The sequence below is a fragment of the Streptomyces sp. NPDC029956 genome, assembly GCF_055574655.1.
This window is the reverse complement of record NZ_JBVHZJ010000008.1, coordinates 17083-35258: the sequence shown is the minus strand read 5'-3', so window position 1 is coordinate 35258 and position 18176 is coordinate 17083. Positions and strand designations below refer to the sequence as shown.

Genomic DNA, 18176 nt, shown 5'->3' with positions numbered 1-18176 from the left:
ACCTACCTCCGCGTCGACGGCTTGCGCGCTGCCGTCTTCTTCGCCGGCCCGGACCTGGAGGACTTCCTCGCGGGAGCTGACTTCTTGGCGGAAGCAGTCTTCTTCGCGGGAGCGGTCTTCTTCGCGGGCGCCTTGCTCTTGGCCGGCCGCTTCTCCGTCTCCTTCCCCGACGCCGCCTTCTTGGCCGACGTCTTCCTTGCCGGGGCCGCGGACCTGCCGCGCCCCTCGGACGCCTTACTGGCCCGGGACGACGCACGCGTCCGGCGGGTCCGTGGCTTCTCGGGCTCCTCCTCGTCCTCCTCCTCAGGCTCCTCCTCCGGAGGTTCTTCGTCCCCCTCCTCGTCCTCCTCCACGTCTCCCTCTTCGTCCTCCTCCTCGGGCTCCTCGTCCCGGCCCGCCAATTCCTCGTCCTCGCCCTCGTCCTCGTACCCCTCCTCTTCCTCTTCCTCGTCACGCCCTTCGTCTTCGTCGTCGCTGCTGAGCGCCAGCGTGCGCTCGTGAAGCGAGTCGGCGAAGTCGGCGAGCTTGCGGTCGGCCGCTGCGCTGAGCGCCTTACGGCCGGCGTCCAAGGCTTCACCTCGCAACTGATCGCTCAGGTCAGCGAATTGCGGCAGGTCCTGGAGCTTGCTCAGCCCCTGTGTCATGAGTTGTTTGGGATCGAGCCCGAAGCGGCGTCCCGCCAGATAGGTCGCCACCGTGAATGCGAGGCGAGCCTTCTTCGTCCGTCCCAGGACGTAGCCCCCGGCCACTGCTGCAGCCAGGGCCATCTTGGTCGTGTCTTCCATGGCCTGTCCCTTCACTGGGCGCTTGCGGCCTCACTGTCCCCCTCGCAAGGGGCTCCACACCCGGCCGCGCATCCGCACCGTCGCCCGCAAAGGCCGCCCGCTCGGGCGGTGGGGAGCCTTGGCTCTCCGGGATGATATTTCGCCCTATAAACTGGAATTCTATCTTCTGTCGGCGGTAAGTTCTTTGGAAGGGACCTATGGCCTCAGGTCCGGCTCATCCATGAGGGGTTGCTCTCGTGCCTTCGACGACGGACGTCGAGAGCGCCCCTGTCGCTCGTGGGCGATCAGCACCGAGCCGCGTGAGGACCCGGGGGGCGGGTCGAGGTCGTCGAACCCGAGCGCATCCCGGACACGACAAGCGTGTTGGCCGGCTTCAAGGCGTACCGGACGAGGAAGGCGCGTCGATCTCCTTCGAGCGGACGCGTGGCTACAACCGCGGAATGATCGATCGGCCGAGCTGAGACCGGTTGGCCGTGAAGGGAGGCGCCATGACCATGGTGCCGCAGAGCGGTGGCCCCGTCAGCAGGGGCGGCGGCACGGGCAGTCTCTACGACGTCCTGGAACTGATACTCGACCGCGGCCTGGTGATTGACGTCTTTGTCCGCGTCTCACTGTTGGGGATCGAGATCATCAAGATCGACGCCCGGATCGTCGTGGCCAGCGTGGACACGTACCTGCGCTTCGCCGAAGCGTGCAACCGGCTCGACCTCGAAGCGGGCCGGAAGGCTCCGGCCCAGCTCCCCGAGGTCCTCGGAAACATGGTGGACGGCGGCGCTCATGGCAAGTCCAAGGGCGCGCTCAGCGGGGCAGTCGACGCGGTCTCCGAGACCCTGACCGGCACGTCGCGTAGCGACGAGGAACCGGAGGAGGAATCAGAGGAGGAAGCGGAGGAGGAGCCCGCTCCCAGGCGGCGGCCGGCCCGACGAGCGTGACCGCGTGGAGGGCTTGCTGACGGCTGAGTCGAACCTCGCCCGCAAGATCGACGGCGGGGTCGAGTGCCGACTGAACCGGCCCTCTGTCACCGTACCGCTTCGTGTGGTGACGGCTTTGTGATGCACCAAGGGACACAAGACCGAAGCTGCGGGGGAGATCGATCAGTCGACCTTTCGACCAGCGAGAGGACGAGCTGATCGTCCGGCGGACGGAGATCACCGCCTGAAGGCAGCGGATGCCATGACGCGGAATCGAGGACGGTATGTCTGAGCCCCTGCCCGACCGGTCCGTTCCCTCCCGCGCCGCTCCCATGCCGTACGGGCCGCCGGGTTCGTCCGCCAATCTCGCGGACATCCTCGAGCGTGTCCTGGACAAGGGAATCGTGATCGCCGGGGACATTCGCATCAATCTGCTGGACATCGAACTGCTGACGATCAAGCTACGGATCCTGGTCGCTTCCGTGGACAAGGCGAAGGAGATGGGCATCGACTGGTGGGAGCACGACCCGGCGCTCTCCTCGAAGCACACGGGCGGCCCTTTGGCGGAGGAGAACCGGCGGCTGCGCGCCGAGTTGGACGCGTTGCGACGCGACGCGCTCGATACCGGCCGTGCGCCGCGCGACACCGCCGAATTCTGGGCCGCGGACGCGGGCAGTGAGGCCCTGGAGAAGGCGGGCGTGGAGGAGGACACGGGCGCGGAAACCGCGGACAGGCCAGGGCCCCGCCGCCGAGCGCCACGGAAGCGTGAGCCATGAACACGACGACAGCCCACGTACGTGCACGCCGTGGCTCGGGACACGAGAGCGCTGCGCGACTTCGTGTCCAGTCTCCGCAGCAACTCCGGTGTGCCCGTGTTTCTCGTCGGCGAGAACGAGGCGAGCGGACACACCCAGCCTGAGGATGTCGCCCGCGCCTCGGCGCGGCTGCCGGACCTCGTCGGCGCTCCGAAGCCGGCCGGGCCGCGGCCCGCTCCCGCTGATCTGGGGTCGGTCGTGCTCGCCGTTCTGTTCCTCCTCGTGTACGCCGTCATCCTCGCGTTCTGAACCGGCGGGAGCAGAAGGCCCTGATTCGTGCGGCGCATCAGGCCGCCCCGACGGACCGAACTCCGATCGTCTCGAACTCACTCGTCCCCGCCCTTCTCGTTGCCGCCGTTCTCGTCCTTCGCCTCCTGGTCGCCGGCCGCGGAATCCTGCGGGATCGCCGCGGCCGCCGCGCTCGCAGGGGGGTGGGCGCGCAGGTAGCCGACCACGGTGTTGCCCACGGCGACGAGGGGGACCGCCACGACGGCTCCCCCGATACCCGCCACCGTGCCTCCCGTGGCAACGGCCAGGACGACGGCCAGCGGGTGGACTCGGACAGCCCGGCCCAGGATGAACGGCTGCAGCACGTGCCCTTCGATCTGTTGCACCACGAGGACGACCATCAAAGCCATCAGCGCGGTGAAGACGCCCTCGGTGACGAGTGCGACGACCACCGCGAGTGCTCCCGAGACGACGGCGCCGACCAGGGGCACGAAGGAGGACACGAAGATCACCACGGCGATGGGGACGGCGAGTGGCACGCCGAGGAAGTGGATGCCCACACCGATGAAGACCGCGTCGATCATGGCTACGATCATGGTGCCGCGGACGTAGGCGGTGAGGGTCCGCCAGGCACGCGGGCCGGCGCCGGCGACTCCGGGGCGTGCCGCTGCGGGGACGAGCTTGAGCGTCCACCGCCAGACGAGCCTGCCGTCGTACAGCAGGAACAGCGTGGCGAACATGGCCAGCAACAGCCCGGTGATCACCTCCACCAGCACGGTCACACCTTGAAGTCCTGCGGACGTGATCTCGCTCGTGCTGTTGCCGATGGTGTCGCTCAGGCTGTCAGCGATGTCATTGATCTGTTTCTCCGTGACGTGGAGCGGGCTGTCGAGCAGCCATTGCTTGAGTTCGTCGATCCCCTCCTGGACGCGTTCGGAAAGGTTGTCAAGGTTGTCGAGCACCTGCCAGACGACGAACCACCCCACCAGACCGAGCAGCACGAATCCGCAGGTCGCCGTCACCACCGTTGCGGCGCCACGGGAGAGTCCGCTTCGGTGCAGCCGGGCGACCGTCGGCTGGAGCAGAGCCGTGACCAGAAGCGCGACCACGAATGCGAGGACGACCAGCCGTACCGCCCCGATGACCCTCATCAGAACCCAGAGAGTCGCGGCCAGCACCAGAAAGCGCCACCCGGCCTCCGCCGCCACCCGAACTGCCCAGGGCACTGCAGCTGCGGGGCCCCGCGCTCCTGGGGCGTCACCGGGGCGTCGCTCCGGAAGAAGCGAGTCCTCCGCCGCTTCTTCGTCCTCTGCCTCCCGTTGGGCCTGGAGCCGAGCCCGGCGCTCGCTGAGGCCCGCAGCGCCGTACTTCACCCGCCCGAGCCATCCGGGCAGGCGAGGCGGTCGAGGTTGGTCCACCGCGGAGAACCTCCGAGTCGTGCGCGAGGGAAAACTTCTCCCAGGCTCGCGCCTGCCCGGCCGTCCGGCACCTCGGCGCATGACCGCTCACCCGACTGCTGCTGAAAAAATCCACAGCAAGGTGACGAGCCCGGGTCTTCGACCTCGGCATCCTCAAGGGCCACCGGATCGCCCTCGGGCCGGAGCGGCCCCGACCGGCCTGGGCCACCGCACCGGCCGAGCAGCCGGTCGACCGCATCCCGGCGGCCGGCGTGGAGCCAGGTCGCCACTCGCGACCATGGCCGCTGCCCCTCCGCCGAATGCTCCGGCTACGTGCCGAAGCTGCCGCTGGTGACGGTTCAGGCAGTCCGCGGCTTTCTGAGGGGGGCTCCCGCCGCGTGGAGACTGGCGAGGGTCTGCCGGTAGGAGGTGACGAGGCTGGTCTCCATGTAGCCGACCCCGAGCTCCTGGCAGTATCCGCGGACGATGGTCTGGGCCCTGCGCAGGTGCGGGCTGGGCATGCTCGGGAAGAGGTGGTGCTCGATCTGGTAGTTGAGACCGCCGAGGATGATGTCGGTGACCCGGCCTCCCCGCACGTTGCGGGAGGTCAGGACCTGGCGCCTGAGGAAGTCGGGCCGGTCGGCGCCCTTCAGGATCGGCATGCCCTTGTGGTTCGGGGCGAAGATCGAGCCGAGGTAGACACCGAAGAGACATTGGTTGACGAGGAGGAACGCGACGGCCTTGCCGGGCGGCAGCACCAGGAACAGCGCGCCGAGGTAGCCGGCGAGATGCGCGGCGAGCAGGGCTCCCTCCCACGTGCGGTGCTTGAGCGAGCGGTCGAGCAGTGACCGTACGGCGGACAGGTGCAGGTTGAATCCCTCCAGCGTGAGGAGGGGGAAGAACAGGAACGCCTGCGAGCGGCCGAGCAGCCGCGGCAGTCCTCTGGCCGCGCGGGCCTGGTCCTGGGTCCAGACGAGGATGTCCGGGTCGAGGTCGGGGTCGAGATCCTCGTGGTTGGGGTTGGCGTGGTGGCGGGTGTGCTTGTCCTGCCACCAGCCGTACCCCATGCCGATGCCGAGGTTCCCGGCGAAGCGGCCGGACACCTCGCTGGCCTTGCGCAGCCGGAAGACCTGCCGGTGGGCGAGGTCGTGCGCGAGCAGCGCCACCTGTCCGAAGACGAAGGCGAGGAAACCGGCCGCCGCCAGCGTCCGCCAGCTGTCGCCGATCAGGACGAAGGCCGTCCACCCGGCGACGTACAGCGCCGTCACGGCGGACATGCGCAGCGCGTAGTAGCCGGGGCGCCGGGTCATCAGCCCGGCCTCATGGATCTTCCGGGAGAGCCGGGCGAAGTCGCTTCCCGTACCCGCCCGCACGGGAGGGGGGCGCACCGTCTGTGAGGACCTCATGATCAGAAATCGCCTTCCGCGCTCTTCGGACGGAGGAGCAGGCCGGGGAACAGGCGGCGCCACGACCACCCGGCACGCGGGTGACGCCCCTCGTACTGCGCATACCCGGAATAACGGGATCGACGTCCGCTCGGCCGAGCGACCTGCTCGCGCTCCGTGCGCTCCGCCGGGACGAGCCGCCAATCGGTCGGACGCACGCCTCTAACGGGTGAGGTGAGGGCCTCGTCGCGCTCCTCCCCGGTCTGCGGTGTCCGAGGATCGCAGGCGGTCGGTGGACGGCCCTGCCAGGGCCGTACCGTCCACCGCTACCCGGAGGGTCCGTCCATGCGCATCCTGCTCGTCGCCAGCAGCTTCAACAGCCTGACTCAGCGCGTCCTGGTCGAGCTGCGCGACCGCGGGCACACCGTTCCCGTAGAGGTCACCCCCGACGGGGCTGCCGTGCGCGAGGCCGTGGCGCACCACGCGCCCGACCTGGTCGTGGCCCCCCTGCTGAAGGCTGTCGTGCCCCGTGACGTGTGGATGGCGCACCGTTGCCTGATCGTGCACCCGGGGCCCGTGGGGGACCGCGGCCCGTCCTCGCTGGACCACGCGATCCACGACGGGGTCGGGGAGTGGGGCGTCACCGTCCTCCAGGCCGACGAGGAGATGGACGCGGGCGACGTCTGGGCGACCGCCGCCTTCCGCGTCCCGGAGGTCGGCAAGAGCGACCTGTACCGCAACGAGCTGTCCGACGCCGCCGTGGCCGCCGTACTGCTCGCCGTCGAGAGGGTCGCCGCCGGGGAGACACCACGTCCGCAGACCGGCGAGGTCCGCGCCCGCCCGACGCTCCGCCAGGAGGAGCGCCGGATCTCGTGGGGCGAGGACACCACCGAGACCGTCCTGCGCACCCTGCGGGCCGCCGACTCGCAGCCCGGCGTACCGGACCGGCTGCTCGGCGCCGAGTGGTTCCTGCACGGCGGCCACGCGGAGGACGGTCTGCACGGTCGGCCCGGTGCCCTCCTCGCCACCCGGGCGGGCGCGGTCTGCCGCGCCACCGTGGACGGCGCGGTGTGGATCCCCGAGCTCCGCGCCCGCACCGGCCGTGGCAGGCCGCGTGCCTGCAAGCTCCCCGCCACCCTGGCCCTCGCGGGCCGGCTGCCGGAGCTCCCCGAACTGCCGGCGCCCGCCGACCCGGCGCCGGGTCGGCGGACCTGGTCCGACATCCGGTACCGCGAGCAGGGACCGGTCGGCGTGCTGTCCTTCGCGTTCCCCGGTGGGGCGATGAGCACCGACCAGTGTCGCCGCCTGCTGGACGCGTACGAGACCGCCCGCGGGCGTCCCACCTCCGTCCTGGTACTCGGCGGGCAGCGCGACTTCTTCTCCAACGGCATCCATCTGAACGTCATCGAGGCCTCCGCCGACCCTGCCGCGGAGTCCTGGGCCAACATCAATGCGATGAACGACCTGGTCGAGGCGGTTCTCACCACGACCGACCGGCTCGTGGTGAGCGCGATCGGCGGCAACGCCGCCGCCGGCGGGGTGATGCTCGCCCTGGCCGCCGACGAGGTCTGGTGCCGTTCGGGGTCGGTGCTCAATCCGCACTACCGGCGCATGGGTCTGTACGGATCGGAGTACTGGACCCGCACCCTGCCCGGAAGGGTGGGTGAGGACCTGGCCGTGCGCCTCATGGAGGAGGCCCGGCCGGTGTCCGCCGTGGAGTCGCTGGGCGTGGGCCTGGTCGACCGGATCGTCGACTGCGGACCCGGGGAGTTCACCGCCGAGATCACCCGGTTGGCCCTCCGTCTGGCATCTCGTAGCGGGCTTCAGCCGCGGATCGCCTCGAAGAAGGCGGAGCACGAGCGCCGGGAGTCCGTCAGTCCCCTTGCGGCCTGTCGTGAGCAGGAGCTCTCCCGGATGCGGTCGATCTTCGACGACCCCGACGCGAGCTACCACGCGCGGCGCCGGGCCTTCGTCCGGAAGGAGGTCCCCGAGCGGAGTTCCCGGACGCCCCGGGTGCGAGCGCGGGTGGATCGGCCGACTGTTGAGCAAGACCTAGGCCTGACATGAGGCCTTCGCCCCATCCCTCCTCAGGAGGCGACTCATGAGCGCAGTGAAGCCGGTCCCGGTCGAGGACCAGGGTGCCGCACCCGGCAGTGAAGAGAAGCCGATCCACATCCTCTGGATCAACGCGGGTCTGAGCTGCGACGGCGACTCGGTGGCCCTGACCGCCGCCATGCAGCCCAGCATCGAGGAGATCGCCCTCGCGGGGCTGCCCGGGCTGCCCAGGATCGCGGTCCACTGGCCGCTGATCGACTTCGAGTGCGGTCCGGTGGGCGGCGCCGACACGTTCATCGAGTGGTTCTTCAAGGGGGAGCGGGGCGAGATCGACCCGTTCGTGCTGGTCGTCGAGGGATCGATCCCGAACGAGGCCATCAAGCAGGAGGGCTACTGGAGCGGCTTCGGCGACAACCCGGAGACCGGTCAGCCCATCACCACCAGCGAGTGGATCGACCGGCTGGCGCCCAAGGCCCTCGCCGTCGTCGCGATCGGCACCTGCGCCACATACGGCGGCATCCACGCCATGGCGGGGAACCCGACCGGTGCGATGGGTCTCCCGGACTACCTCGGCTGGGACTGGAAGTCGCATGCCGGCATCCCCATCGTGTGCGTGCCCGGCTGCCCGATCCAGCCGGACAACTTCGCGGAGACGCTGACCTACCTGCTCTATCAGGCGGTCGGCTCCGCGCCCATGATCCCGCTGGACGACAAGCTCCGTCCGACCTGGCTGTTCGGGGCGACCGTGCACGAGGGCTGCGACCGGGCCGGCTACTACGAGCAGGGCCAGTTCGCCTCGACGTACGACTCACCCAAGTGCCTGGTCAAGCTCGGCTGCTGGGGCCCGGTCGTCAAGTGCAACGTCCCCAAGCGCGGCTGGATGAACGGCATCGGAGGATGTCCGAACGTCGGCGGCATCTGCATCGCGTGCACGATGCCCGGATTCCCGGACAAGTTCATGCCGTTCATGGACGAACCTCCCGGCGGCAAGGTCTCCAGCACCGCCAGCGGCGTGTACGGCTCCGTCATCCGCCGCCTGCGGACCATCACGGCCAGGACCGTGGACAAGGAGCCGAAGTGGCGGCACACCGGCGAGCGCATCACCACCGGCTACCGGCCGCCCTGGTGACCGTGACGCCATCGCACCACCCCCGCAGGCCCCACCATCCATCCCACTGTTCGCGAAGTCGAAGAGTTGACGAAGGGCATCACAGCGACCATGGCATCTCCGGCGAAGACGACGGGTGACGGCTCCGGCCTTGTGGAGATGGCCTGGGACCCCATCACCCGGATCGTGGGCAGCCTCGGCATCCACACGAAGATCGATTTCAAGCAGAAGCGCGTCGCGGAGTGCTACAGCACGTCCTCCGTCTTCCGCGGCTACAGCGTCTTCATGCGGGGCAAGGATCCCCGCGACGCGCACTTCATCACCAGCCGCATCTGCGGTATCTGCGGTGACAACCACGCGACCTGCTCCGTGTACGCGCAGAACATGGCGTACGGCGTGAAGCCCCCGCACCTCGGTGAGTGGATCATCAACCTCGGCGAGTCCGCGGAGTACATGTTCGACCACAACATCTTCCAGGAGAACCTGGTCGGGGTCGACTACTGCGAGAAGATGGTCCGCGAGACCAACCCCGGCGTCCTGGAGCTGGCCGAACGCACGGAGGCGCCGCACGCCGCCGAGCACGGCTACCGGACGATCGCGGACATCATGCGCTCCCTCAACCCCCTCGAAGGCGAGTTCTACCGCGAGGCGCTCCAGGTCAGCCGCTACACCCGGGAGATGTTCTGTCTCATGGAGGGGCGGCACGTCCACCCCTCCACCCTCTACCCCGGCGGTGTCGGCACGGTCGCGTCCGTGCAGCTGTTCACCGACTACATGAGCCGCCTCATGCGGTACGTGGAGTTCATGAAGCGGGTCGTCCCGCTCCACGACGACCTCTTCGACTTCTTCTACGAGGCACTGCCCGGCTACGAGGAGGTCGGCCGCCGCCGTGTGCTGCTCGGCTGCTGGGGCGCTCTCAACGACCCCGAGCACTGCGACTTCACCTACGCCAACATGAGCGACTGGGGCCGGCGGATGTTCGTCACCCCCGGTGTCGTCGTCGACGGCAAGCTGGTGACCAACGACCTCACCGAGATCAACCTCGGCATCCGCATCCTGCTCGGCAGCTCGTACTACGAGGACTGGCAGGGCCAGGAACAGTTCGTCACCCACGATCCGCTGGGCAACCCGGTCGACCCGCGCCACCCGTGGAACCAGCACACCATCCCGGCCCCGCAGAAGCGGAACTTCGACGACAAGTACAGCTGGGTCATGTCCCCGCGCTGGTTCGACGGCACGGACCACCTGGCACTGGACACCGGGGGCGGCCCCCTCGCGCGCCTGTGGTCCACCGCGCTCTCCGGCCTCGTCGACATCGGCTACATCAAGGCCACCGGGCACAGCGTCGTCATCAACCTCCCCCGGACGATGACCAAGCCGGAGACCACCTTCGAGTGGAAGATCCCGAAGTGGAGCAACGCCCTGGAGCGCAACCGCGCCAGGACCTACTTCCAGGCGTACGCGGCCGCCGTCGCCCTGCACTGCGCCGAGAAGGGCCTGGAGGAGGTCCGTGCCGGACGCACACAGACCTGGGAGAAGTTCGAAGTGCCGGACGAGTCCATCGGCGTCGGCTTCACCGAGGCCGTACGAGGCGTCCTCTCGCACCACATGGTCATCAGGGACGGAAAGATCGCCAACTACCACCCCTATCCGCCGACGCCGTGGAACGCCTCCACACGGGACACGTTCGGGACCCCCGGCCCGTACGAGGACGCGGTGCAGAACACCCCGATCTTCGAGGAGAACACGCCCGAGAACTTCAAGGGAATCGACATCATGCGCGCCGTGCGCAGCTTCGACCCCTGCCTGCCGTGCGGCGTCCACATGTACACGGGCAACGGCAGGACCGTGAAGCAGATGCACGTGCCCACCGGCCTGAGCGGTCTGGCCGGATGAGCACGACCACCGCCGAACAGGCGGGCCGACGCGTCGAGGAGGTCCTGGACCGGCTGGCCGACAACGGCGATGCCGAGGCCTGCGCGGCCGCGGAGGAAGTCGTACGCGTCCTCATGGAGTTCTACGGCAGCGGCATCGCCCGCATGGTCGAGCTCCTCGGGAGTCCCGCGGCCCGTCCGCCGGCCGACCCCCTGGACCCGCTGCTCGCGGACGAACTCGTCGCGAGCCTGCTGAATCTGCACGGACTGCACCCCGACGACGCGCCGACCCGCATCGACCGCGCCTTGTCCCACCTGCCACAGCCCGTGGAGAACGCCGGGTTCGACACCGTGACAGGCGTGCTGCGGCTGCGAGTCACCGCCTCGACCGGCTGTGGCTGCTCCGGCACCCAGGAGTCCCTCCGCCAGGCGGCCGTCGACGCCCTCGCCTGCTTCGCCCCCGAGGTCACCGGGGTGGAGCTGGAGACCGGCGCCCCGCGCGAACCGGCGCTGCTCCAGATCGGCACCCGTCCCTCCCTCGCGGGCGCGGACGGCCGCTCGTCGGCGGCCCTGTGAACGGGCCGCCGAACGGGGCCGTGCGGCCCCCGCGGCCCACGGGCCTGCGCCGGTTCACCACCCCGCGTCCGCCCCGCGAGGAACGGTGTGAGCTGTGCGGGGCGGCGCTTGCGGCCGAGGTGCGTCATCCGCACCTCGTCGACACGGACAAGCGGGCCCTGGTCTGCGCCTGCGGCCCGTGCGCGCAGCTGATGGACCGCTCCGCCGCCTCCCCGGGCCGCTTCCGGACGGTGCCCGGCCGCTTCCTGAGCGACCCGGGACACCGGATCGACGACCAGGCATGGGAGTCGCTGCGGATCCCGGTCTCCGTCGCGTTCTTCTTCCGCAACTCCGCCCTCGACCGCCCGGTGGCGCTCTACCCGAGCCCAGCCGGCGCCACCGAGAGCGAACTGGAGGAGGACGCCTGGCGGTCCGTCCTCGACGCCACCCGGCTGGCCGCCCACCTCGAACCCGACGTGGAGGCCCTGCTGCTCCGTCGCCACGAGGGCCGCACCGAGTGCTTCCTCGTACCGATCGACCTCTGCTACGAACTGGTGGGCCGCATGCGACTGCATTGGCAGGGGTTCGACGGGGGCGCGGAGGCGCGGGCCGACCTCGACGCCCTCTTCACCCACGTACGAGGCCTGGCACGCGAGCCGCAGGGGAGCCGGCCGTGACCGAGTTCTCCTTCAGCTGCACCGACGTCCGCGCCGATCCCTACGCGGCCGGACCCACGCTCGTGTTCCGGCTCAGGATCACCGCCACAGGCGGCACCCGGGTCCACGCCATGGCCCTGCGCTGCCAGATCCGTATCGAACCCGCCCGACGAGGCTACGACGACCACGAGGCCGCAGCCCTGGGCGATCTCTTCGGCGAACGCTCCCGGTGGGGCAGCAGCCTCAACCCGGTGCAGTTCGCCCAGGCCTCCGTCATGGTGCCCGGCTTCACGGGCGAGGTCGAGACCGACCTCGTCGTGCCGTGCACCTACGACACCGACATCGCCGCGTCCAGGTACTTCCGGGCGCTCTCCGACGGTGACGTCCCGCTGCTCCTGCTCTTCTCCGGCACCGCGTTCACCGGCGCCGGAGGCTTCCACGTCGAGCCCGTTCCGTGGGACAGGGAGGTCTCCCACCGCATGCCCGTGAAGGTGTGGCGCGAGATGATCGACCAGCACTTCCCCGGCTGCGGTTGGATCCGGCTCCCGGGTGACGCGATGGACGCCCTGCTCGCCTACCGCTCGCGCCGGGCCCTCCCGTCGTGGGAGGCCACCGTCGAGTCCCTGCTCGAAGCGGCGGGGGAGAGGACAGCATGACCACCGTCGCCTTCACCCCCGGCACCGAGGCCCGGTTCGCCGTCGCCCGGCACGTCGCCGACGCCGTCCTCTTCGAGGGGTACGTCCTCTACCCGTACCGAGCGTCCGCCGCGAAGAACCGGCTCCGCTGGCAGTTCGGAGTCCTGGTCCCGCCGTCCTGGAGCGCCGCCGCCGAGGAGCACGACGTCCAGCTCACCGAGTGCCTCATGGAGCCCAGGGCCGGCGCCGAACTCGCCGTGGAGGTGCGCTTCCTGCACGCCCAGCGACGTACCGTCGAGGAGCTGCGCAGGGACGGGACCTTCGCTCCGACCGGCGAGATCCGCCTGCCCGAACGGGTTCTGGTGGCCTGGGACGAGGGCGTCGAGGAGCGCGTCACCCTCGTCGTCCCCGTCGCCGAACTGCGGGGCGACGGCATCGCCCTGCCCTTCACCCGCCCTGCCGCCGAGGAGACGGAGGAGGTCACCGACGCCGACGGACGCGTCCTCGGCCGACTCGTACGCCGCCGCGAGGAGCTCAGCGGCACCGTACGGATCTCGGCGGCAGAACTCGACGGCCCGTACCGTGTCGAGCGCCTCTCGGTCACGGTGGAGAACACCAGCACCTGGACCGCCGAGCCGGACACCGACCGGCACGCGGCACTGCCGTACTCCCTCGTCGCCACCCACACCCTGCTCCGCCTCGACGGCGGTGCGTTCCTGTCGATGACCGACCCACCGGAATGGGCCAGGGGCGCCGTCGCCGCCTGCCGCAACCTGCACACCTGGCCCGTGCTGGCCGGCGAACCCGGCCGTGACGACCTGATGCTGTCCTCGCCGATCATCCTGGAAGATCATCCGGCGATCGCGCCGGAGAGCCCCGGCGCCCTCTACGACGCGACCGAGATCGACGAGATCCTCGCCCTGCGCACGGCGGCCCTCACCGACGAGGAGAAGCGCGAGGCCAGGGGGACCGACGCCCGCGCGGCGGCGGTGATCGAACTGGCGGACACCATGCCCCCCGAGGTTCTCGAGCGTCTGCACGGAGCGGTCCGGAGCCTCCAGAGCGCCACCGGGTCCCCGAAGCCGGCCGGAAACATCCTCGAACCGGAGACGCCCTGGTGGGACCCGGGCGGCGACACCGGCGTCGACCCGGGCAGCGACCACGTCCTCGTCGACGGACGCGCGGTCCGCGCGGGCAGCAGGGTCGTCCTGCGCCCGCGGCTCCGCCGCACGGACGCCCAGGACCTGTTCCTCGACGGGCACAGCGCCCTGGTCGAGGCGGTCCTCCACGACGTCGACGGAGGAGTCCACATCGCGGTCACCGTCGAGGACGACCCGGGCGCCGACATCCGTCGCGAACAGGGGCGGTTCCTCTACTTCCAGCCCGACGAGGTCGAAGCCCTGGAGGGCAGGTGAACGGCCCGGCGCCCGAAGCCGGGGTGCCCGGTACGGCCCGCACCCTCGTGGCAGGGGTGGGCAACATCCTCCTCGGCGACGACGGCTTCGGCGTGGAGACCCTGCGGCGGCTCACCCGCGAGGAACTCCCCGCCTCCGTCGAGCTGGCCGACGTCGGCGTCCGGGGGGTCCACCTCGCCTACGAACTCCTCGACGGCTGGGACACCCTCGTCCTCGTCGACGTCACGGCCCGCGGCGGTGCACCGGGGACGCTCTATCTGATCGACGCCTCGGCGACCGGCGACCGGGGCAGCGGTATGGAGCCCGCGCCGCTCGACGGCCACCGGATGACGCCCGACGCCGTCCTCGCCCTGCTCGACACCCTGTGCTCGGGAACCGGAGCCGCGCCGCCGCGGCGGATCCTCGTCGTCGGCTGCGAACCGGCCTGCCTCGAGGAGGGCATCGGGCTCAGCCCGCAGGTCGCCGCGGCCGTACCCGAGGCCGTGCGCATGGTGACCGAACTGGTCCGCCAGGAAGCCGCCGTATGAAGACCGAAACGGAGAGCACCATGCACAGGAACGTCCTCGGCGCCGCAGCCGCCGCCATCGCCGCCCTGGCCGCCCTGGCCGTCGTCGTCGGAGTCCTACCCGACGTCCGGCGCTACCTGCGCATCAGCCGGATGTGACCCCCGCCTGCTCGGTGGTGGCGGGCTGCACCGAATGGACGACACAGCCGTCCGGTCCCGGCGCGCCGGGCGCCGGCCCGCCACCCCCCGTTCTCTAATGGCGCCCGAGACCCACCCCGGCGCCCAGGACGGAGACCGATGCACGAGATGTCCCTCGCGGTCGCCGTCGTCGACCAGGTGGAGACCGCGGCGAAGGCCCGCGGGGCCGTCGGTGTCAGCAGCATCGAGCTGGACGTGGGCGAACTGGCCGGCGTCGTCGCCGACGCCCTCGCCTTCTGCTTCGAACTCGCCTGCGCCGGAACCGTCGTCGAGGGCGCCGAGCTGATCACCCGTACCGTCCCGGGCACCGCGCGCTGCGCGGCGTGCGGCGAGGACTGGGCGGTCGGCATGCCGCCCCGGCTGCTCTGCCCCGGCTGTGGCGCCGCAGCCGACGGACTCGTCTCCGGCCGCGAACTCCAGATCCGGGAGGTCCGCTGGGCCGACCCGGGGGCGCCGCGCGAGGAACATCGCCAACCGATCACCGAGGAGAGCTGAGCATGTGCCGAGCCGTCGATCTCCAGCGCGCAGTCCTCGCCAAGAACGAGGCCGCGGCACACATTCTGCGCACCGAGCTGAACGCCCGCGGCACCACCGTGATCAACCTGCTCTCCAGCCCCGGCAGCGGCAAGACCGCCCTCCTCGAGCGCGAACTGCGCCTCGCCGGCGAACGGGGCGTCAGCGCTGCCGCGCTCACCGCCGACCTCGCCACCGAGAACGACGCCCGCCGCCTGGCCCGCTCGGGCGTCCCCGTCAAGCAGGTGCTCACCGACGGCCTGTGCCATCTGGAGGCCGACATGGTCGCCCGGCACCTGCACGACTGGCTGCCGGAGTCCACCCGGCTGCTGTTCGTCGAGAACGTCGGCAACCTCGTCTGCCCCGCCGGCTACGACCTGGGGGAGTCCCTCCGCGTCGTGCTCGCCTCGGTCACCGAGGGGGAGGACAAGCCGCTCAAGTACCCCACCGCGTTCGGTCTCGCCCAGCTGGTGATCGTCACCAAGACCGACATGGCCGAGGCCGCGGAGTTCGACGAGAGGGCGTTCCGCGCCCACGTGCAGCAGGTCAACCCCGGCGTCGAGGTCGTTCTCAGCTCCGTACGCGACGGCCGAGGGGCCGGCGCCCTCCTTGACCGGGCCCTCGCGACGGCCGAGGGCAACCGTGTCCACACCCCGGTGATGGCCCAGGCCGGCGCGTGACCACGGCACGGCCCGGACCCGCCCCCGCCATGGCCCCGCGGCGCAGCCGTGTGGTCGTCCGCGGCGTCGTGCAGGGCGTGGGCTTCCGGCCCTTCGTCTACGCCCTCGCCACCGGGCTGCGCCTGTCCGGCCACGTCACCAACACGGCGGACGGAGTCGTCGCGGAGGTCGAGGGAGACCCCGCGGACGTCGCGTCCTTCTGCGCCCGCCTCGCGCCCGACGCCCCGCCCCTGGCCCGGGTGGAGTCGGTCGAGGCGGCCGAGGTGACCGCGAGCGGCGGCAACGGATTCACCATCGTGCCCTCCAGTCAGGGCGACGCCGGCCGCACCCTCGTCCCGCCGGACACCGCCACCTGCGACGACTGCATCGCGGAGCTCGCGGACCCGGCCGACCGGCGGTACCTGCACCCCTTCATCACATGCACCGACTGCGGCCCGCGGTTCACGATCGTCACGGGACTGCCCTACGACCGGGTCCACACCACCATGGCCGGCTTCCCGATGTGCCCGGACTGTGCCCGGGAGTACGAGGACCCCGCCGACCGGCGCTTCCACGCGCAGCCCGTCGCCTGCCCCCACTGCGGCCCCCGGCTGCGGCTGGTCACGGCGCCAGGCGGCCCCGCCGCGCAGGGTTCCGCTCCGGCCCCCGACTCAGGCTGGGCCGACCCCGGTCGCGAACCCGGTGCCGATCCGGTCGCCGCCGCACGCAGGATGCTCGCCTCCGGCGCGATCCTCGCCGTCAAAGGCCTCGGCGGCTACCACCTCGCCTGCGACGCGACGAACCCCGACGCGGTGGCCGAACTGCGCCGCCGCAAGGCGCGCGGTGACAAACCGTTCGCGATGATGGCCGCGGACCTCGCCGACATCGAGCCCCTCGTGCACCTCGGCACGCTCGAACGTGAACTCCTCACCAGCGGCGCCCGGCCCGTCGTCCTGCTGCGCCGCCGCCGCGACGACGCCCGCCCGCGCCACAGTTCCGCGCCGGCGCGGGCGGTGGCGCCGGGCAGCCCGGACCTCGGCTTCATGCTCCCGTACACCCCGGTGCACCATCTCCTTCTCGGCCTCGGTAGGCCGGACGGGCAAGGGCCCCGGCTCCTGGTGATGACCAGCGGCAATCTCACGGGCGAGCCCATCGTCACGGACGACGCGGAGGCACTGACCAGACTCACCGGCCTGGCGGACGCCTGGCTCCTGCACGACCGGCCGATCCACGTCCCCTGCGACGACTCCGTCGTCCGCGTCTGCGACGGCGAGCAGCTGACGCTGCGCCGCTCCCGGGGCTATGCGCCGCTACCGGTCTCGCTGCCCGTGGAGGTCGCCCCCGCCCTCGCCGTCGGAGGGGACCTGAAGAACACCTTCTGCCTCGGCGACGGACGCCAGGCCTGGCTCTCCGCCCACATCGGCGACATGGGCGACCTCGCCACCCAGCTCGCCCTCGCCTCCGCCGAACGGCAGCTGGAGTCCGTCACGGGGGTACGGCCCGGACTGGTCGCCGCCGACCGCCACCCCGCCTACCGGTCCACCCGCTGGGCCCGCGAACACGCTTCGGGGCGGCCCGTCGTCCCCGTACAGCATCACCACGCGCACGTCGCGGCGGCGATGGCCGAGAACGGCCTCGACGGCACGGATCCCGTGATCGGCGTCGCCTTCGACGGCACCGGCTACGGTCTCGACGGCGCCGTGTGGGGCGGTGAGTTCCTGCTCGCTGACTACGCCGGGTTCGAGCGGTTCGCACACCTCGCCTACGTACCCCTGCCGGGCGGCGACGCGGCCGTACGACGGCCCTACCGCATGGCGCTGGCCCATCTGCGCGCCGCAGGTCTGGACGCCGACCGCGCTCTGCCCTGCACACGAGCCTGTGGGCCTGAAGAACTGCCCCTGCTGGCAAGACAGTTGGAGCGCGAGCTGAACTGCGTTCCCACGTCGAGCATGGGACGCCTCTTCGACGCCGTCTCCTCCCTCGTGGGGATCTGCCACCACGCGGGATACGAGGCGCAGGCCGCGATCGAGCTGGAGGCCGCGGCCCTGCGCGCACCCGGCGTGGCGGAGGACGAACGCTATGTCTTCCGGCTCGGTTCGCCGCAGCCCGGCGCCCCGCTCACCGCAGACCCCGCACCCCTCCTGGCGGCAGTGGTCGCCGACGTGCTGGACGGGGCCCCGGCAGACGTCGTCGCGGCGCGGTTCCACCATGCCGTGGCCCGACTGGTGCGCACGGTCTGCGCCGCCGCCCGCGGCGAGACCGGAGTGGAGAGCATCGCCCTGACCGGGGGAGTGTTCGCCAACACGCTGCTCTCCTCGGCCTGCGCCGAAGGCCTGCGGGAGGACGGCTTCACCGTGCTGCGCCACCGCCTGATCCCGCCGAACGACGGCGGTCTGGCCCTCGGCCAACTCGTCGTGGCCGCCCGGACGACGGACCGAGCGGCCCCCGCGGCGCCGCGACGAGAGCGACAGTGAGGAGACAC

18 protein-coding genes are annotated in these 18176 nt (G+C 71.0%); 15 read left to right on the top strand and 3 right to left on the bottom strand.

Annotated features, from left to right (window positions below; all coding sequences use genetic code 11):
- Nucleotides 1-2: 2 nt before the first annotated feature.
- Nucleotides 3-785, bottom strand: a complete 783-nt coding sequence (locus ACZ4XX_RS08475) for a histone protein (protein ID WP_468507171.1) — start codon at nt 783-785, stop codon at nt 3-5.
- A gap of 488 nt (nt 786-1273) precedes the next feature.
- On the opposite strand from ACZ4XX_RS08475, the gene ACZ4XX_RS08470 reads away from it, so the two are divergent.
- The 3 genes from ACZ4XX_RS08470 to ACZ4XX_RS08460 all read left to right on the top strand — a co-directional run bounded on the left by ACZ4XX_RS08470 (nt 1274) and on the right by ACZ4XX_RS08460 (nt 2760).
- Entirely contained in the window at nt 1274-1717 is a 444-nt protein-coding gene (locus tag ACZ4XX_RS08470; RefSeq protein ID WP_468507170.1) for a gas vesicle structural protein GvpA, read from the top strand.
- Between the two features lie 263 nt (nt 1718-1980).
- Nucleotides 1981-2472, top strand: coding sequence for a gas vesicle protein (locus ACZ4XX_RS08465; RefSeq protein WP_468507169.1), 492 nt, complete (start codon nt 1981-1983; stop codon nt 2470-2472).
- 30 nt (nt 2473-2502) lie between these two features.
- Nucleotides 2503-2760 carry a hypothetical protein gene (locus tag ACZ4XX_RS08460; RefSeq protein WP_468507168.1) on the top strand — a complete coding sequence of 86 codons (258 nt, stop codon included), beginning with the start codon at nt 2503-2505 and terminating at the stop codon, nt 2758-2760.
- A gap of 77 nt (nt 2761-2837) precedes the next feature.
- On the opposite strand, the gene ACZ4XX_RS08455 is transcribed toward ACZ4XX_RS08460, so the two are convergent.
- Entirely contained in the window at nt 2838-4238 is a 1401-nt protein-coding gene (locus ACZ4XX_RS08455) for an AI-2E family transporter (protein WP_468507167.1), read from the bottom strand.
- A gap of 257 nt (nt 4239-4495) precedes the next feature.
- Nucleotides 4496-5542: a fatty acid desaturase family protein gene (locus ACZ4XX_RS08450; RefSeq protein WP_468507166.1), complete on the bottom strand. Its 1047-nt coding sequence runs from the start codon at nt 5540-5542 to the stop codon at nt 4496-4498.
- Between the two features lie 324 nt (nt 5543-5866).
- Here ACZ4XX_RS08450 and ACZ4XX_RS08445 point away from each other — a divergent pair, with 324 nt between their 5' ends.
- The 12 genes from ACZ4XX_RS08445 (at nt 5867) to hypF (ending at nt 18168) form a co-directional block, all read left to right on the top strand.
- The gene (locus tag ACZ4XX_RS08445) at nt 5867-7588 is read left to right on the top strand and encodes a hydrogenase maturation protein (RefSeq protein WP_468507165.1); all 1722 of its coding nucleotides are present in this window, start codon (nt 5867-5869) and stop codon (nt 7586-7588) included.
- A gap of 34 nt (nt 7589-7622) precedes the next feature.
- Nucleotides 7623-8705: an NADH-quinone oxidoreductase subunit B family protein gene (locus tag ACZ4XX_RS08440; protein ID WP_468507164.1), complete on the top strand. Its 1083-nt coding sequence runs from the start codon at nt 7623-7625 to the stop codon at nt 8703-8705.
- A 90-nt stretch (nt 8706-8795) separates the two neighbouring features.
- Nucleotides 8796-10580 carry a nickel-dependent hydrogenase large subunit gene (locus ACZ4XX_RS08435; RefSeq protein ID WP_468507163.1) on the top strand — a complete coding sequence of 595 codons (1785 nt, stop codon included), beginning with the start codon at nt 8796-8798 and terminating at the stop codon, nt 10578-10580.
- Nucleotides 10577-11134, top strand: coding sequence for a hypothetical protein (locus ACZ4XX_RS08430; RefSeq protein WP_468507162.1), 558 nt, complete (start codon nt 10577-10579; stop codon nt 11132-11134). The genes ACZ4XX_RS08435 and ACZ4XX_RS08430 overlap by 4 nt, the downstream gene beginning before the upstream one ends.
- A complete protein-coding gene (locus tag ACZ4XX_RS08425; protein WP_468507161.1) occupies nt 11131-11790 on the top strand; it encodes a DUF5947 family protein in 660 nt (219 codons plus the stop codon). The genes ACZ4XX_RS08430 and ACZ4XX_RS08425 overlap by 4 nt, the downstream gene beginning before the upstream one ends.
- Complete coding sequence (locus tag ACZ4XX_RS08420; protein ID WP_468507160.1) at nt 11787-12425, top strand: DUF6084 family protein; 639 nt, start codon at nt 11787-11789, stop codon at nt 12423-12425. Before ACZ4XX_RS08425 ends, ACZ4XX_RS08420 begins: the two co-directional genes overlap by 4 nt.
- Nucleotides 12422-13819 (top strand): hypothetical protein, encoded by a 1398-nt coding sequence (locus ACZ4XX_RS08415; protein WP_468507159.1) that lies wholly within the window; start codon nt 12422-12424, stop codon nt 13817-13819. The genes ACZ4XX_RS08420 and ACZ4XX_RS08415 overlap by 4 nt, the downstream gene beginning before the upstream one ends.
- Complete coding sequence (locus ACZ4XX_RS08410; RefSeq protein ID WP_468507158.1) at nt 13816-14346, top strand: hydrogenase maturation protease; 531 nt, start codon at nt 13816-13818, stop codon at nt 14344-14346. Before ACZ4XX_RS08415 ends, ACZ4XX_RS08410 begins: the two co-directional genes overlap by 4 nt.
- Complete coding sequence (locus ACZ4XX_RS08405; RefSeq protein ID WP_328490449.1) at nt 14343-14483, top strand: DUF6893 family small protein; 141 nt, start codon at nt 14343-14345, stop codon at nt 14481-14483. Before ACZ4XX_RS08410 ends, ACZ4XX_RS08405 begins: the two co-directional genes overlap by 4 nt.
- A 138-nt stretch (nt 14484-14621) precedes the next feature.
- Nucleotides 14622-15017, top strand: a complete 396-nt coding sequence (locus ACZ4XX_RS08400) for a hydrogenase maturation nickel metallochaperone HypA/HybF (protein WP_468507157.1) — start codon at nt 14622-14624, stop codon at nt 15015-15017.
- Between the two features lie 2 nt (nt 15018-15019).
- Nucleotides 15020-15715, top strand: coding sequence for a hydrogenase nickel incorporation protein HypB (gene hypB, locus ACZ4XX_RS08395; RefSeq protein ID WP_468507156.1), 696 nt, complete (start codon nt 15020-15022; stop codon nt 15713-15715).
- Between the two features lie 29 nt (nt 15716-15744).
- The gene (gene hypF / locus ACZ4XX_RS08390) at nt 15745-18168 is read left to right on the top strand and encodes a carbamoyltransferase HypF (RefSeq protein WP_468507325.1); all 2424 of its coding nucleotides are present in this window, start codon (nt 15745-15747) and stop codon (nt 18166-18168) included.
- Nucleotides 18169-18176: the final 8 nt, after the last annotated feature.